The sequence below is a fragment of the Nonomuraea insulae genome (assembly GCF_042656245.1).
Window position 1 is genome coordinate 1 of the sequence record NZ_JBHSPA010000096.1, and the last position, 14,697, is coordinate 14,697.

Here is a 14,697-nt window from a genome sequence, read left to right on the forward strand (position 1 = left end):
GGCCTCGGCGTGGTCATCGTGATCGGAGCGCTGGCCATCTGGATGCGCTTCGACACCGTCAACCAGCGGCGTAAGGAAGCGAAGAAGGCACAGGTGGAGGCCGAGTTCGAGGAACTGTCCGAAGAACCGGCGGCCGGTGGCTTCCCGGTGCCGCCGCTCGACCTGCCGCACTACCACGGGGTGCAGCACAAGGAGATTCCCAGTGGGACTAACTGATTGGCTGAACCCCGTCAAGGGCTTCGGGGTCACCTTCCACACGATGTTCAAGAAGCCCGTCACGACGAACTACCCGGAGGAGAAGAAGCCGACGGCTCCTCGCTTCCACGGGCGTCACCAGCTCAACCGCTGGCCTGATGGGCTGGAGAAGTGCGTCGGGTGCGAACTGTGCGCCTGGGCGTGTCCGGCCGACGCGATCTTCGTCGAGGGCGCGGACAACACCGACGAGGAGCGTTTCTCGCCGGGTGAGCGTTACGGGCGCACGTACCAGATCAACTATCTGCGCTGCATCCTGTGCGGACTGTGCATCGAGGCCTGCCCGACCCGCGCGCTCACCATGACCAACGAGTACGAGCTCGCCGACACCAACCGCGAGAGCCTCATCTACACCAAGGAGATGCTGCTCGCGCCCCTGACCCAGGGCATGGAACAGCCGCCGCACCCCATGCGGCTCGGTGAGACCGAAGAGGACTACTACCTGCTGGGACGGACCAATGGGTGAGACCATCACATTCTGGGTGCTCGCCGTCGTGTCCGTCGGCGCCGCGCTCGGCATGGTCTTCAACCGCAAGGCCGTGTACTCAGCGCTGATGCTCGGCACCGTGATGCTCTGCCTGGCCGTCCTGTACGCCGTGCAGGACGCGCCCTTCCTGGCCGCGGTGCAGATCATCGTCTACACCGGCGCGATCATGATGCTGTTCCTGTTCGTGCTCATGCTCGTGGGCGTGGACTCCTCAGACTCGTTCGTCGAGACGCTGAAGGGCCAGCGCTTCTGGGCCATCATCGCGGGCCTCGGCTTCCTGGTGCTGATCACCCTGGCCGTCGGCAACGCGATGTTCGCGCCCGAGACCGGGCTGGCGGCGGCCACGCAACAGGGCGGCTACATCCGCTCGATCGCGCTGCTGCTGTTCACCAAGTACGTGTTCGCGTTCGAGATCACCTCCGCCCTGCTGATCACCGCCGCGCTGGGCGCGATGGTGCTGGCGCACCGCGAGAGGCTCACCGAGAAGCTCACGCAGAAGGACCTGTCCCGCGCCCGGTTCCTCGGCGACCAGCCCTCGCCGCTGCCCGGTCCCGGCACCTACGCCAGGAACAACGCCATCGACATGCCGGCGCTCCTGCCCGACGGCTCGGTCGCGGAGACCTCGGTCAACCGCTACATCGCGCGTTACGACGTCGAGCGCGGGCACCTGCCCGAGGACCCCAGGCTCGCCGAGGCCATCAAGCACAGGGCCGAGGACGACGCCGAGCAAAGCAACGAGGTCACCAAATGACGACTCACTACCTCGTACTGTCCGGCCTGTTGTTCGCCATCGGCGCCATCGGCGTGCTGATCAGGCGGAACGCGATCGTGGTGTTCATGTGCGTGGAGCTCATGCTCAACGCCTGCAATCTCGCCTTCGTCACGTTCTCCCGGCAGGTCGGCAACCTGGAAGGCCAGATCATCGCGTTCTTCGTGATGGTGGTGGCCGCGGCCGAGGTCGTCGTCGGCCTGGCCATCATCGTGACGATCTTCCGAACCCGCAGATCCGCGTCCGTCGACGACGCGAACCTGCTGAAGTACTAAGAGGTGACTGGTGGAGTCTGAAATCGCTCAGATCACCCAGCACACCGGCGGCGTGATCGGAGTCTCCTGGCTGATGATCGCCTTCCCACTCGTGGGGGCGCTCATCCTGCTGGTGTTCAACCGGTTCACCAACCGCTGGGGCCATCTGCTGGGCGTGGCCATGTCCCTCGCCTCGTTCGTCGTGGCGGTGCTGGCGTTCTTCCAATTGATCGGGTTCGGGGAGGAGGAGCGCCGCCGGGCGGTCCACCTGTACGAGTTCATCCCCGGCATGGTCGACATGGGCCTGCTCATCGACCCCCTGTCCATCTGCTTCGCGTTGCTGATCACCGGTGTGGGCTCGCTGATACACATCTACTCGATCGGCTACATGTCGCATGACGAGCACAAGCGCAGGTTCTTCGCCTACCTGAACCTGTTCGTGGCCGCGATGCTCCTGCTGGTGCTGGCCGACAACTACGTGGGCCTGTTCATCGGCTGGGAGGGCGTCGGTCTGGCGTCGTACCTGCTGATCGGGTTCTGGCAGTTCAAGCCGTCTGCGGCGGTCGCGGCGAAGAAGGCGTTCGTCGTCAACCGCGTCGGCGACTTCGGCCTGCTGGTCGGCATGTTCGTCATCTGGACCTCGTTCGGCTCGCTGGCCTTCAAGGACATGCCCGTCGATGGCACCGAGAGCGGCACCACGCTCGCGATCGGCCTGCTGCTGCTCCTCGGGGCGTGCGGCAAGTCGGCGCAGCTCCCGCTGCAGTCCTGGCTCCTGGACGCCATGGAGGGCCCGACCCCGGTCTCGGCCCTGATCCACGCCGCGACCATGGTCACCGCCGGTGTCTACCTGGTGGTCCGCTCGGGGGCGTTCTTCTTCCCCGAGGGCTCGGGCGCCGCGCTCGCCGTCTCCATCGTCGGCGCGGCCACGCTGCTCGCCGGTGCGATCATCGGTTGCGCGAAGGACGACATCAAGAAGGGCCTGGCCGGTTCGACGATGTCGCAGATCGGCTACATGATGCTCGGCGCGGGCCTCGGCCCGGCGGGCTACGCCTTCGCGATCGGCCACCTGATCACGCACGGCTTCTTCAAGGCCGACATGTTCCTCGGCGCCGGGTCGGTCATGCACGGCATGAACGACGAAGTGGACATGAGGAAGTACGGCGGGCTGCGCAAGTACATGCCGGTCACCTTCGTCACGTTCTTCATCGGCTACCTGGCGATCATCGGGTTCCCGCTGCTGTCCGGTTACTTCACCAAGGACGGCATCATCGAGACCGCGGTACACCACCAGCCGGTGCTCGGCTGGCTGGCCGTGCTCGGCGCGGGCATCACCGGTTTCTACATGTCGCGGATGGTCTTCATGACCTTCTTCGGCGAGAAGCGCTGGGCCGAGGACGCCCACCCGCACGAGTCCCCGGCCGTGATGACCTGGCCGCTGATCATCCTCTCGATCGGTGCGCTGGGTCTCGGTGGCTACCTCGTCCTGGGCGGGACGCTGTACACCTTCCTGCGCCCCGCCGTCGGCGGCGAGACGGCCGCTCCGGTCTTCGACTTCGCCAGCACACCGGGCCTCGTGACCCTCGTGCTGGTCGCGATCGGTGCTTTGATCGCCTGGATGAGGTACGGCCGGGTCGAGGTGCCCTCGGTGCAGCCGCGCGGCTCCTTCCTCACCACGTTCGCCCGGCGCGACCTGTACGGTGACGCGCTCAACGAGTCGCTCTTCATGCGCCCCGGCCAGTGGCTGACCCGCCTCGCGGTGTTCTTCGACAACCGTGGCATCGACGGGATCGTCAACGGTCTGGCGGCGGGCATCGGCGGCAGCTCCGGGCGCCTGCGCAGGCTCCAGACGGGCTTCGCCAGAACGTACGCGCTGTCCATCCTGATCGGCGCCGCCCTGCTGACCGGCGCCCTGCTCCTCGTTGGGAACATCTGATGTCACCCTGGCTTCCGATAATCATGGCGGTGCCCGTGGTGGGCGCCATCGTGGTGGCCCTGCTTCCCAAGGGCAGTGACAAGCTGGCCAAGCAGGTCACGCTGCTGGTCTCGCTGCTGACGCTGGTCCTGACGGGCGTCATGGCCGCCGGGTTCAAGCCGGACGGCGACCGTTTCCAGTTCACCGCCGCCTACGACTGGATCCCGAGCTTCGGCGTGAAGTTCGGGGTCGGCGTGGACGGTGTGGCACTAGTGCTCATCGCCCTGTCGGTGGTGCTGGTGCCGATCGTGGTGCTGGCCTCCTGGCACGACGCGGACGGCGTCAAGACCGCGGACGGCACGCTGATCACGCCGAAGCGGTCGGTGAAGACGTACTTCTCGCTGCTGCTCGTGCTGGAGACGATGATGATCGGCGTCTTCGCGGCGACCGACATCTTCCTGTTCTACGTCTTCTTCGAAGCCATGCTGATCCCGATGTACTTCATGATCGGCTCGTACGGCGGCGCCCAGCGGTCCTACGCGGCCGTCAAGTTCCTGCTGTACTCGCTGTTCGGCGGCCTGCTCATGCTGGTCGCGGTCATCGGCCTCTACGTGGTCGCCGGTAGCAAGACGTTCATGTTCCCCGAGCTGATCGGGGCCATCCAGGACCCGGGCATGCAGAAGTGGCTGTTCGGCGGGTTCTTCATCGCCTTCGCCATCAAGGCGCCGCTCTGGCCGGTGCACACCTGGCTGCCCGACGCGGCCGCCCAGGCCCCGGCCGGCGCCGCCGTGCTGCTGGTGGGCGTGCTGGACAAGGTGGGCACGTTCGGGATGCTCCGCTTCTGCCTGGAGTTGTTCCCCGACGCGGCCAAGGCGTTCACGATGCCGATCGTCGTACTGGCGGTCATCAGCATCATCTACGGCGCCATCGTGGCCATCGGGCAGACCGACATGAAGCGGCTCATCGCCTACACGTCGATCTCGCACTTCGGCTTCATCGTCCTGGGCGTGTTCGCCATGTCCGACGTCGCCCAGTCCGGCGCGGCTCTCTACATGGTCAACCACGGCTTCGCCACCGGCGCGCTGTTCCTGGCGGCCGGGTTCCTCATCGCCAGGCGCGGTTCGCCGTTCATCGGGGACTACGGAGGCGTGCAGAAGGTCGCCCCGCTGCTCGCGGGCTTCTTCCTGGTCGCCGGTCTGGCCGGTCTTTCGCTGCCGGGACTGTCGTCCTTCGTCAGCGAGTTCATGGTCATGATCGGCACGTACTCCAGCCAGGCCCACGGCTCGGGCGCGCTGACCGTGGCCGCGGTCATCTCGGCGGTGGCCGTGATCCTGGCGGCCGTCTACATCCTGTGGATGGTCCAGCGGACGATCAACGGGCCGACGGCCGAGCCGGTCAAGGCCTTCAAGGACCTGAACGCTCGCGAGGTCTGGGTGCTGGCTCCGCTGGTCGCCCTGATCATCGGGTTCGGCTTCTTCCCCGCGCCGCTGCTCAACGTGATCAACCCGTCAGTGCAACAGACGCTGACCAACGTGAAGGTACCCGCCTCCACCATCGCTGAGAAGGGGACAGGTCAGTGAACCCCGCCATCGAAGCGCCGACGATCGAGTACGGCACGCTGGCGCCGTTGCTGATCGTCTTCGGCGCGGCCTGCATCGGCGTGCTCGTCGAGGCGTTCGCGCCGCGCTACCTGCGCAAGTCCATCCACGTGCCGCTCACCCTGCTGAGCCTGGCCGGCGCGTTCGCGCTGGTCCTGGTGCAGACGCTGCGCGGCCAGGTGTCCACCACGGCCTCCGCCATGGGCGCGGTCGCGGTGGACGGCCCCTCGCTGTTCATCTGGGGCATCATCCTCATCCTGTCGTTCGTCTGTGTGCTGCTGATCAACGACGAGGGCCAGTTCGTGGCCTCCGCCGCGGCCGTGCCGGGCAGCGCCGACGAGGAGGAGGCCGAGGCCCACGACAACGGCACCGGCCACACCGAGGTCTACCCGCTGGTCCTGTTCGCGGTCGGCGGCATGTTGTTGTTCCCGGCCGCGCACGACCTGCTGATGATGTTCGTGGCCCTTGAGGTCATGTCGCTGCCGCTCTACCTGCTGTGCGGCCTGGCCCGCAGGCGTCGCCTCCTGTCCCAGGAGGCGTCGATGAAGTACTTCCTGCTGGGCGCGTTCTCCTCGGCGTTCTTCCTGTACGGCACCGCGATGATCTACGGCTTCGCGGGCACCGTCTCGCTGCCGGGCATCAACCAGGCCATGGCCGCGGGCAACACGCTCGACCCGCTGCTGCTGATCGGGTTCGCGATGCTCGGCGTGGGCCTGCTGTTCAAGATCGGCGCGGCGCCGTTCCAGGCCTGGAAGCCGGACGTCTACCAGGGCGCCCCGACGCCCATCACCGCCCTCATGGCCTCCGGCACGCTCGTGGCGGCCGTCGGAGCCGTTCTGCGGGTGTTCTGGGTGGGTCTGGGCAACCTCGACTGGGAGTGGCGGCCGGTCATCTGGGGCGTCGCCGCGCTCACGATGATCGTCGGCTCGATCCTGGCGATCACGCAGACCGAGATCAAGCGCATGCTGGCTTACTCGTCCATCGCGCACGCCGGCTTCCTGCTGGTCGGCGTGATGGCCACGTTCGGCACCCCGCAGGGGAACGCGGGCTCGCTCAAGGCGATCCTGTTCTACCTGGCCGTGTACGGCATCACCACGGTCGGCGCGTTCGCCGTGCTGACGCTGGTGCGCGACCCGGGCGGCGAGGCGGGGCACCTGTCGCGCTGGGCCGGGCTCGGCAAGCGCGCGCCGGTCCTGTCAGGGGTGTTCGCGTTCTTCCTGCTGGCCTTCGCCGGCATCCCGCTGACGAGCGGCTTCATGGGCAAGTACGCCATCTTCACCGCCGCGCTGAACAGCGGCACGCAGCCCGGCGACTCCATGGGCGGCTGGATGGCCGGCCTGGTCGTCGTGGGTGTGGTCGCCTCCGCGGTCGCCGCGTTCTTCTACGTGCGCGTGATCGTGCTGATGTTCTTCAACGAGCCGGCGGCCGACGGCCCGGCGATCGCGGCGCCCAGTATGGGCACCGTGGCGGTCATCGCCGTCTCTTTGCTGGTTACCGTAGGAGTGGGGCTCTACCCGGAGTCCGTGCTCGGTGTTGCCAACGACGCTGCTAGCAGCCTGTTCATTAGATAAAGGGGATCCCGTATGTCCGCGCCTCCCGTGGTTGACCTTCCCATTGAGGACGAGCGGTTGGCGCAGGACGTGGCCAATGGACTGGCCGCGGTCGAGAAGCTCCTGCGCTCGTCCGTGGAGAGCGACGACGCCTTCGTCACGGAGGCGTCCAAGCACCTCATCGAGGCGGGCGGCAAGCGGTTCCGTACGTTGATGGTGCTGCTCGCCGCCCAGTTCGGCGACCCGTCGGCGCCGGGCGTGGTGCCCGGCGCCGTGGTCATCGAGCTGACCCATCTGGGCTCGCTCTACCACGACGACGTCATGGACGAGGCTCCGGTCCGCCGGGGCTCCCCGTCCGCCAACGCCCGGTGGGACAACACCGTGGCGATCCTCACCGGCGACTACCTGTTCGCCCAGGCCTCGGACATCCTGGCCGACCTCGGTCCCGAGTTGATCCGCATCCAGGCCCAGACGTTCTCCCGCCTCGTACAGGGCCAGATCCGCGAGACCGTCGGTCCCCGTACGGGCGAGGACCCGATCACGCACTACCTGAGCGTCCTGTCGGACAAGACGGGCTCGCTCATCGCCGCCTCAGGCCGCTTCGGCGCGTTGTTGTCGGGTTCGGCGGCGGATGTGGAGGAGCGGCTCAGCCGGGCGTGCGAGGCGATCGGGGTGGCCTGGCAGCTCGGGGACGACCTGCTGGACGTGGCCTCGTCGGGCGCCCAGTCGGGCAAGACGCCCGGCACGGACCTGCGCGAGGGCGTCAAGACCCTTCCCGTCCTGTACGCGCTCGCCGCCGACGACTCTCCCCGCCTGTCGGCCCTGCTGTCGGGCCCGGTGGCCGAGGAGGACGTCGAGGAGACCCTCACCCTGCTCCGCGCCCACTCGGGCATGGCCAGGGCGCGGGCGGAGCTGGCGGCGTGGGTGGACCGGGCTCGTACCGACATCTCGGGCCTGCCCGACATTCCGGCCAAGGACGCGTACCTGGCGCTGTGCGACTACGTGGTCGAGCGCTCCGGCTGATCTACGGGGTTTCCGCCGCCGCTTCCAAGCGGCTCCGCACGGCCGCACGACGGCTTCGGGCGGCCTTGCGGGCCGCCCTGAGGCTGTCGTACGTGAAGAGCGCCAGCGCCAGCCACACGATCGAGAACCCGATCCACCGGCTGGCCGGCATGACCTCGCCGGCCACCAGCACGCCGCACCCGAACTGCAGGACCGGCGCTATGTACTGCAGGAGCCCCATCGTGCTCAACGGCACGCGGATGGCCGACGCCCCGAAGCAGATCAGCGGTACGGCCGAGATGATCCCCGCCAGCACCAGCAGCGCCGCGTGCCCGGTCCCCTCCTGGCCGAACGTCGCCCCGCCCGTCGTCTGCAGGAAGACGAGATAGCCGAGGGCGGGCAGCAACAACACCAGCGACTCGACCGCCAGGCCCTCGGTGGCCGCCACGTTGGCCCGCTTCTTGATCAGCCCGTACAGCCCGAAGCTGAAGGCCAGCGTGAGCGCCACCCACGGCAGGCGCCCGTAGTCGAGCGCCAGCACGAGCACCGCCAGCGCCCCGAACCCGACCGCCGCCCACTGCAACGGCCGCAGCCGCTCGCGCAGCAGCACGACGCCGAACAGCACGTTGACCAGGGGGTTGATGAAGTAGCCGAGAGCGCTCTCCACGACATGTCCGGAGTTGACCGCGTAGATGTAGGTGCCCCAGTTGACCGTCACCACGATGGCGGCCAGCGTCAGGAGGGCGAGTTTGGCCGGCTGGCGGGCGATCTGCCTGATCCAGGACCAGTGCTTGCGCAGGGCGAGCACGCCGGCGACGACGACCAGTGACCACACCATGCGGTGGGCGAGGATCTCGACGGCTCCCGAGGGCTTGAGCAGGGGCCAGTACAGGGGAAAGAGCCCCCACATCGTGTAGGCGGCGATCCCGTAGAAGACGCCACGCCGGAGGTCAGGCATGTAACCCATTTTCGGGCATTACCACCCTTAAACACAAATCTCATCCACTATGTGGAAATGTTTAGACGTACTTAAGTGTTGAGGGGTGTGTAGGCTGGAATTCACCTATGGGAGGTAGCGCTATGGGCTGGCTGTTCGGCGGCAACAAGACATCGATGGTCCGACCCGAGGACGCCCTCCCGGGTCGCCCCGACCCGATCCCCGTGCCCGCTCGCCACGCGGTCCTCGACGCGCCCCTGGCCCCGCCGTACCCGGAGGGCCTGGAGGTCGCGGACTTCGCCCTCGGCTGCTTCTGGGGCGCCGAACGCAAGTTCTGGCAGACGCCCGGGGTCTTCACGACGGCTGTCGGGTATCAGGGCGGCTACACGGTCAACCCGACGTACGAAGAGGCCTGCAGCGGCCTCACGGGCCACGCCGAGGCCGTGCGGGTCGTCTTCGATCCGGCGAAGGTGTCGTACGAGGAGCTCGTCCGGATCTTCTGGGAGGCCCACGATCCCACGCAGGGCATGCGCCAGGGGAACGACGTGGGGACGCAGTATCGCTCGGCGATCTACTACCACTCACCCGAGCAGCGGAAGGCGGCCGAGGGGGCGCGGGAGGCGTACCAGCGGGTGCTGAAGGAGGCGGGCTACGGCGAGATCACCACGGAGATCGCCGAGGCGGGTCCCTTCTACTTTGCTGAGGATTATCACCAGCAATATCTGTACAAAGTGCCCAATGGCTACTGCGGCATCGGCGGTACCGGAGTCTCGTGCCCGGTGGGTGTCGCGCCTGCCGGCGAGTGAATCCGAAGGTCAGGCGTCCGGCAAGATCGTAAGTCGTTGCCCCTTTGGCAGGTGGCGAGGGGCAACGACCAGGTAGTCGCGTCGATCCAGAGTCGCTACCTCGCGCAGGTCGAACCGCTCCGCAAGGGCGATCACGCAGGCATCTACTGCCTGGAGCCGAAGTGACGCGTAAGTCATGAGCAGCTCGGGCATGCGGCGGTAGTCATGAGGGGTGACTTCGATGACTCGTAGTTCGTCGTCTGCGATTGCCGCGCAGAATTCTGCGGCAAGAGCAGGGCTGCCTCGGCGGACCGGATCCGTGAGCAGGGGGCAGATCTCTGTGACCGCCAGGGATGGTACGACCAGCCGGGTCCAGTTCCGAGCGAGGAAGCGTACGCAGCGGGCGTGGTCGTTGTCACACTTGTTGAACGCGGCTACGAGCGGTCCTGTGTCGCACAGGATCATGCTGTCGCGGCCTCACCCGAGTCCTTGTGATGGGGATAAGTCAGGTAAGCGTCGTGGTGTACAGCAAGATCGGAGGGTCCCTGGAGCGCGCCGACGAGAACCGCCAGGTGACGAGGCAACTGCGGCTCATCGTCGAGGAATGCCTCCTGGACGCCGTCTCCCGTGTCTCCGTGCTCCATACCGACAGTGTAAGTGCTTCCACTTATCTCAGGGATGTTCTCTCTGCTCCTGGCTGGCGCGAATTGTTTACGCCAAGTGAACCGCTACCATCAGCAATATCTTTCAGGTGCCGAACTGCTACTGCGGTATCGGGAGCACGGGTGTTGCATGTCCGGTTGGGCTGACCTCCGGCGAGGCGTAGGCCTGTGGAGATGTCTGGATCCTGGCTCCTGATCGCCCGGCCCCGTCCGACGCCTGGGCAGACCGCTTCGGTGGCGATCTTCACTGCGGGGTCCAGGGTGTGCCGGGCGGTCGCTGGCGGCGCTGTGGCCGGTCGTCGCCCACGTGCTGATGTCCATCGGGCCCACAGGTCTTCCGGTGGCTCGTTAAGCCCATATCCGCAAGGAGGTCTGAAGAAAGAGAAAATGTCGGTCGATAAACGATCTACCGCATGATGCTAGGAATCTGTACAGTTCTGGCCTGTGACCCGCCACTGGCAACGGTTAGCGCGCCGCGCCCGCAAGTTGCGGGTTTTCGTTACAGCTTTGAGTGTTCTCGTTCTCGCGGCAATCCTTGTGGGTCATGTCAGAGGGTGGTGGGTGAAGCCCTCTCTACCCACGGCGGTGCCGGTGTTGTCCGGTGAGCGCCAGGAGTGCCTCGACCCTGAGAGCGTTCGCCCTGTTGGAACGGTCCTGTGTACGGGGTTGAAGCTGCGACTCGGCTCTGACGGCGGTGTGGTGACCATCGCGCAGGCCGCGACTGAGATCTTTGGGATCGACGGCGACAAGGACGGAGTCGAGTTCGCCATCAGCCGGGACGGGCACCGTGTGGTCTATCTCGATGCGCCGAGCTATCGCTTTGTCGCGATGGACCTGCGTACGAGAAAAACCCGAGCGCTTACTCCCCCGCTGAGCGGCGAGGAAGTGGGCAAATGGGTGAATCTCGCCAGTTCCTCTGATGGCCGGTGGTTCACGGTCTCGCTGATGGGAAACGCCAAAACCATCTTGACCGACTTCGATACGGGTCAAGCGCGGGAGATTCCGAACGTCTGCGTGGTTCACGGGGTCACCGCGAAACTGGTGGTCGGAAATCAGTGGTGCCGACACGGCGACGGCGGCGTACCGAACAGGGTGATCGTCGTACGCCAGGATGGGTCGGTCCGGCCACTCGACGACGACCTTCAGAACGAGGAGGTGGGCATTGGCCTCGCACCCGATGGCGTGACTTTCGCCGCGGGCGGCAACCTCTACGACGTCGAAACCGGCCAACGACTCGGATCTCTGCTCCTTCCGCCATCGTCGCGCGCCGTCGCGTGGCTGGACGACAGTCATGTCCTTGCCACGGAGGGGGAGCGCTACCACGTGGTGGACATCGTCACCGGGACCCAGGACGAGGTGGACGGTGAGAGTCCTCCGGGCCTGGCCTTCGTGGAAAGGCACCGCGCGGGCAGGTTGCTGTGGTAGAGCCGGTCGACGGTTCCTGGATGGAACCGCTGTGGCGGACCGCCCTCGCGCTCACCGGAGATCCGGCCCAGGCGCGGCGTCTGACAGCTCAGGCTCTCGCGCGTCGTCGTGACTCGCGAGAGGCGTACTTCACCCTTTACCGGCGGTTCCTGTCCCCCTTCCGCCGCTGGCGTCGACCCGCGGTGGCTGGACGGAGTTCCCGGCTTGAGTGGGCTGCCGCGGTTGCGCTGCGTCACGACGGATGGTCGGCCGAGAATGTGTCCGACCTGCTCGGGTGGCGGCTCGCCAAGGCCGAGCAGGTCGCCGCAGATGCGTCGGCTGCCCCGACCTTGGCTGCCCCGACCTTGGCTGCCCCGACCTTGGCTGCCACGGCCTCGGGTGCCACGGCCTCGGGTGCCTCGGGCTCGACGGGCGAGGAGATGCGGCAAGGACTCGAACCAGGCCGGATTCGCGAGCTCGTGGAGAGCTACAGGAAAAGGCGCTTCGCCGCAGTCTGCGCGGGAGTCGTGGGCGCGGTCACAGCGCTGTTCACAGCCGCGTCCCTCTCGTTGCCGGAGGCCCCCAGGAGGACCGAGTACCCGCCGCCGTCCCAGCCGTACGTGAGACCCACCCTGTCCAAAGACCTCCCGACGGGACCTGGCGTGGCTGTCCGGTACGCCTACCGCCTTGCCGATCGCTACAACGAGACCGGGTACCAGGATTCGTGGGCGGTCGTCACCACGTCCGGCGAACGCAGGGTTCTGGCCGACCTGCGTGGAGACTTCCTGAAGGTCAGCCACGACGGTCGCAAGATCGCTCACCATGACAGCGAAAAGAGCGAGCTCACGCTTATGGACGTGACGAGCGGCTGGACCAAGAGACTGCCCCTCCAGGCGGACAGGTTCAGGGGCCTGAGGCTGGACTTCTCCCTGGACGGTCGCTACGTCGCGTTTCAGGCTGACCAAGACCCTGTCGCCGTGATGGATCTCCGTCATCCCGAAAAGCTGATCAAGTACCCAGACGAAATGATCATGAGCTGGACTTCGCGCGGCCTGATGACCATGGACGATGACCGGGAGAACGGCTGGCTGAGGCGACCGGACGGCTCCAGGAAGCGGATCGACACCTACCTTGCCGACCCCAGGTTGGTGTCGAGCGACGGCTCCATGTACGCCCGCGCGTACGATCGGCAACCTGAGGTGTACGTGGGAAGCCTCGACGGTGACGGAGCGGATCGCACCATCACCCTCAAGGATGACAATGTGCTCGGCGTGCAGCGGTGGGTCGGGTCATCGGCGGTGATCGTCAGCATGCATCACGGCGGCTATCGGCTGATCGACGTCAGGACAGGCAAGGTTCGGCCCATCGAGATCGACGAGGCTGGATATCCAAGAGTGGTGTTCGGCAAGCTGTAGCCATCCGGCAGAGCGTGCGGCAGCGGTGAAGCCTCTGACGCCGGCCGCATGCGAGAGGATGGCGGAAACGTACGAAGGGACCATTGCGGTGACCATTGACCCGTCTTCGATGCCGAATTCCGAGGGTCAACCTGAACCCACCTCATCCAGCTCCGCCGGGGCGGCGATCCTGCCCGACCAGGATCTGGTCAAGCAGTTGCTGGACCAGATGGAGCTGAGATATGTCGTGGACGAGGAGGGCGACCTCGCGGCGCCCTGGGAGGGGTTCCGCACCTACTTCATGTTCCGCGGTGAGGGAGACCAGCAGGTCTACTCGGTACGCACCTTCTACGACCGCCCGTACAGCATCGACGACAAGCCGCGGCTGCACGAGGTGATCGACGACTGGAACCGCCGCACACTGTGGCCCAAGGTCTACACCCACACCCACGACGACGGCTCGGTCCGCCTCATCGGCGAGGCCCAGATGCTGATCGGCAGCGGCACCCTGCTGGAGCATTTCGTGTCCAGCACGCTGAGCTGGGTGCGGTCGTCGGTCGAGTTCGACAAGTGGGTCATTGAGGCGCTCGGTCTGGAGAAGGGCATGGCGTCGGAGCCTGAGAAGGGTGACGAGGAGTAGGCCGCAGGGGCTTCAGGCGGCGCGGATGTGCCGCCGTGGGTTCACGGTTACCTCAAGGACGGTGGCTTGGGCGGCGTCGGCGTCCATGAGGTGATCTTCCACATTGGGGCCGGTCACTTCCGTGTGATGGCGGTCCAGCCAGGCGAACACGTCCTGCCCGGCTTGGCGTAGATCTGTGCTGGCTGGGAGGACGGCGCGGACGACGGCACGGGCGGGCAGGAGCAGGTGATCCTCGGAAGGGTCCGTGGTCACCGCTGCGGCGAACGGGCCCGTCGGGTGTCCTGGCAACCAGGTCAGCAGGGTCGCGGGGTACGGCGTGCTGGGCTGGCGGTCTCTACACGGTGCAAGATCGCATGTATGACGATCGACAATGCCAGGCGCTTCGAGGCGGGTTCGTCGGCGGTGCGCCGTCATGTGTGGCAGGGCAAGGTCTGGACCGCGGTGCCGTACCGCGTTCTGCAGGACACGGAGGAGTATTTCCTGGTGGCGAGCTGGCCTGGCCTGCGAGGGCTGGTGTCCACCACGTGGATGACGGAGTTCTCGAACGAGGAAGGCCGCCGGGAGCGGATCATCCGCGAGCTGGCCTCGGGTCAGTGGGAGCTGGGCTGGTGGGCGTGGCAGAACACCACGGTACGCAGCTGGTACTACCTGGACGCCTATTTCACGGTGCGGCAGTTCTTCGACGCCCAGCAGCGGCCCCTGTCCTGGTACGTCGACTTCGACCTGCCGAAACAGCGCACCCATCTGGGCATCGACACGTTCGACCTGATGCTGGACCTGGTCATCGAGCCGGACTTCTCGAGTTACCGGTGGAAGGACGAAGACGACTATGAGCAGGCCAGAGGGCTTGGACTGATAGACGACCAGACGCACCGGCACGTCGCCCAGGCGCGGGAGGAGGTCGTCGGGCTCGTCGAGACACGGCAGGGGCCGTTCGCGCATGACTGGTCGCCGCCGCCGCACGAGTCCTGGGAGATGCCGGTTCTGCCGGCGGATGTGAGAAGGGTTCGCGGAGCATGATCTTTCATGGGCAGGAGGCCTTGGGGGGTGG

General features: G+C 66.5%; 16 protein-coding genes and 1 pseudogene. 13 read left to right on the top strand and 4 right to left on the bottom strand.

Annotated elements, in window-relative coordinates; all coding sequences use genetic code 11:
- The 8 genes and pseudogenes from ACFPZ3_RS58195 to ACFPZ3_RS58230 form a co-directional block, all read left to right on the top strand.
- A pseudogene (locus ACFPZ3_RS58195) lies at positions 1–216 on the top strand (NADH-quinone oxidoreductase subunit NuoH); the annotation flags it as partial.
- Positions 203–718: an NADH-quinone oxidoreductase subunit NuoI gene (gene nuoI / locus ACFPZ3_RS58200; protein ID WP_379523065.1), complete on the top strand. Its 516-nt coding sequence runs from the start codon at positions 203–205 to the stop codon at positions 716–718. The pseudogene ACFPZ3_RS58195 and the gene nuoI, both read left to right, overlap by 14 nt.
- Positions 711–1,490 carry an NADH-quinone oxidoreductase subunit J gene (locus ACFPZ3_RS58205; protein WP_379523066.1) on the top strand — a complete coding sequence of 260 codons (780 nt, stop codon included), beginning with the start codon at positions 711–713 and terminating at the stop codon, positions 1,488–1,490. The genes nuoI and ACFPZ3_RS58205 overlap by 8 nt, the downstream gene beginning before the upstream one ends.
- Positions 1,487–1,783, top strand: a complete 297-nt coding sequence (nuoK, locus tag ACFPZ3_RS58210) for an NADH-quinone oxidoreductase subunit NuoK (protein WP_358096117.1) — start codon at positions 1,487–1,489, stop codon at positions 1,781–1,783. Before ACFPZ3_RS58205 ends, nuoK begins: the two co-directional genes overlap by 4 nt.
- A gap of 73 nt (positions 1,784–1,856) precedes the next feature.
- Positions 1,857–3,695, top strand: a complete 1,839-nt coding sequence (nuoL, locus tag ACFPZ3_RS58215; protein ID WP_379523146.1) for an NADH-quinone oxidoreductase subunit L — start codon at positions 1,857–1,859, stop codon at positions 3,693–3,695.
- The gene (locus ACFPZ3_RS58220) at positions 3,695–5,254 is read left to right on the top strand and encodes an NADH-quinone oxidoreductase subunit M (protein ID WP_379523067.1); all 1,560 of its coding nucleotides are present in this window, start codon (positions 3,695–3,697) and stop codon (positions 5,252–5,254) included. The genes nuoL and ACFPZ3_RS58220 overlap by 1 nt, the downstream gene beginning before the upstream one ends.
- Positions 5,251–6,843, top strand: coding sequence for an NADH-quinone oxidoreductase subunit NuoN (gene nuoN, locus ACFPZ3_RS58225; RefSeq protein ID WP_379523068.1), 1,593 nt, complete (start codon positions 5,251–5,253; stop codon positions 6,841–6,843). Before ACFPZ3_RS58220 ends, nuoN begins: the two co-directional genes overlap by 4 nt.
- A gap of 12 nt (positions 6,844–6,855) precedes the next feature.
- The gene (locus ACFPZ3_RS58230; protein ID WP_379523069.1) at positions 6,856–7,845 is read left to right on the top strand and encodes a polyprenyl synthetase family protein; all 990 of its coding nucleotides are present in this window, start codon (positions 6,856–6,858) and stop codon (positions 7,843–7,845) included.
- Position 7,846: 1 nt separating this feature from the next.
- Here ACFPZ3_RS58230 and rarD read toward each other — a convergent pair whose 3' ends face one another.
- Entirely contained in the window at positions 7,847–8,782 is a 936-nt protein-coding gene (gene rarD / locus ACFPZ3_RS58235) for an EamA family transporter RarD (protein ID WP_379523070.1), read from the bottom strand.
- A gap of 122 nt (positions 8,783–8,904) precedes the next feature.
- On the opposite strand from rarD, the gene msrA reads away from it, so the two are divergent.
- Complete coding sequence (gene msrA, locus ACFPZ3_RS58240) at positions 8,905–9,567, top strand: peptide-methionine (S)-S-oxide reductase MsrA (protein ID WP_379523147.1); 663 nt, start codon at positions 8,905–8,907, stop codon at positions 9,565–9,567.
- 9 nt (positions 9,568–9,576) lie between these two features.
- Here the strand turns inward: msrA and ACFPZ3_RS58245 are convergent, their stop codons facing one another.
- Positions 9,577–10,011 (bottom strand): type II toxin-antitoxin system VapC family toxin, encoded by a 435-nt coding sequence (locus tag ACFPZ3_RS58245; RefSeq protein WP_379523071.1) that lies wholly within the window; start codon positions 10,009–10,011, stop codon positions 9,577–9,579.
- On the bottom strand, positions 10,008–10,190 hold the full coding sequence (locus tag ACFPZ3_RS58250) for a hypothetical protein (protein ID WP_379523072.1): 183 nt from the start codon (positions 10,188–10,190) through the stop codon (positions 10,008–10,010). The genes ACFPZ3_RS58245 and ACFPZ3_RS58250 overlap by 4 nt, the downstream gene beginning before the upstream one ends.
- A 717-nt stretch (positions 10,191–10,907) precedes the next feature.
- On the opposite strand from ACFPZ3_RS58250, the gene ACFPZ3_RS58255 reads away from it, so the two are divergent.
- The 3 genes from ACFPZ3_RS58255 (at position 10,908) to ACFPZ3_RS58265 (ending at position 13,646) form a co-directional block, all read left to right on the top strand.
- Complete coding sequence (locus ACFPZ3_RS58255; RefSeq protein WP_379523073.1) at positions 10,908–11,633, top strand: hypothetical protein; 726 nt, start codon at positions 10,908–10,910, stop codon at positions 11,631–11,633.
- Between the two features lie 20 nt (positions 11,634–11,653).
- Positions 11,654–13,027 carry a hypothetical protein gene (locus ACFPZ3_RS58260; protein WP_379523074.1) on the top strand — a complete coding sequence of 458 codons (1,374 nt, stop codon included), beginning with the start codon at positions 11,654–11,656 and terminating at the stop codon, positions 13,025–13,027.
- Positions 13,028–13,136: 109 nt separating this feature from the next.
- The gene (locus ACFPZ3_RS58265) at positions 13,137–13,646 is read left to right on the top strand and encodes a YbjN domain-containing protein (RefSeq protein WP_379523075.1); all 510 of its coding nucleotides are present in this window, start codon (positions 13,137–13,139) and stop codon (positions 13,644–13,646) included.
- 12 nt (positions 13,647–13,658) lie between these two features.
- Here ACFPZ3_RS58265 and ACFPZ3_RS58270 read toward each other — a convergent pair whose 3' ends face one another.
- The gene (locus tag ACFPZ3_RS58270) at positions 13,659–13,898 is read right to left on the bottom strand and encodes a hypothetical protein (RefSeq protein ID WP_379523076.1); all 240 of its coding nucleotides are present in this window, start codon (positions 13,896–13,898) and stop codon (positions 13,659–13,661) included.
- 105 nt (positions 13,899–14,003) lie between these two features.
- Between ACFPZ3_RS58270 and ACFPZ3_RS58275 the strand changes: the two genes are divergently transcribed.
- Entirely contained in the window at positions 14,004–14,666 is a 663-nt protein-coding gene (locus ACFPZ3_RS58275) for a DUF402 domain-containing protein (protein WP_379523077.1), read from the top strand.
- Positions 14,667–14,697 lie beyond the last annotated feature (31 nt).

What these genes read in the sequence shown, in the direction of transcription:
- ACFPZ3_RS58205 (WP_379523066.1), top strand. Translation starts at nt 711, where the DNA reads ATGGGTGAGACCATCACATTCTGGGTGCTCGCCGTCGTGTCCGTCGGC.
- nuoK (WP_358096117.1), top strand. Translation starts at nt 1,487, where the DNA reads ATGACGACTCACTACCTCGTACTGTCCGGCCTGTTGTTCGCCATCGGC.
- nuoL (WP_379523146.1), top strand. Translation starts at nt 1,857, where the DNA reads ATGATCGCCTTCCCACTCGTGGGGGCGCTCATCCTGCTGGTGTTCAAC.
- ACFPZ3_RS58220 (WP_379523067.1), top strand. Translation starts at nt 3,695, where the DNA reads ATGTCACCCTGGCTTCCGATAATCATGGCGGTGCCCGTGGTGGGCGCC.
- ACFPZ3_RS58230 (WP_379523069.1), top strand. Translation starts at nt 6,856, where the DNA reads ATGTCCGCGCCTCCCGTGGTTGACCTTCCCATTGAGGACGAGCGGTTG.
- rarD (WP_379523070.1), bottom strand. Translation starts at nt 8,782, where the DNA reads ATGCCTGACCTCCGGCGTGGCGTCTTCTACGGGATCGCCGCCTACACG.
- msrA (WP_379523147.1), top strand. Translation starts at nt 8,905, where the DNA reads ATGGGCTGGCTGTTCGGCGGCAACAAGACATCGATGGTCCGACCCGAG.
- ACFPZ3_RS58245 (WP_379523071.1), bottom strand. Translation starts at nt 10,011, where the DNA reads ATGATCCTGTGCGACACAGGACCGCTCGTAGCCGCGTTCAACAAGTGT.
- ACFPZ3_RS58250 (WP_379523072.1), bottom strand. Translation starts at nt 10,190, where the DNA reads ATGGAGCACGGAGACACGGGAGACGGCGTCCAGGAGGCATTCCTCGAC.
- ACFPZ3_RS58260 (WP_379523074.1), top strand. Translation starts at nt 11,654, where the DNA reads ATGGAACCGCTGTGGCGGACCGCCCTCGCGCTCACCGGAGATCCGGCC.
- ACFPZ3_RS58265 (WP_379523075.1), top strand. Translation starts at nt 13,137, where the DNA reads ATGCCGAATTCCGAGGGTCAACCTGAACCCACCTCATCCAGCTCCGCC.
- ACFPZ3_RS58275 (WP_379523077.1), top strand. Translation starts at nt 14,004, where the DNA reads ATGACGATCGACAATGCCAGGCGCTTCGAGGCGGGTTCGTCGGCGGTG.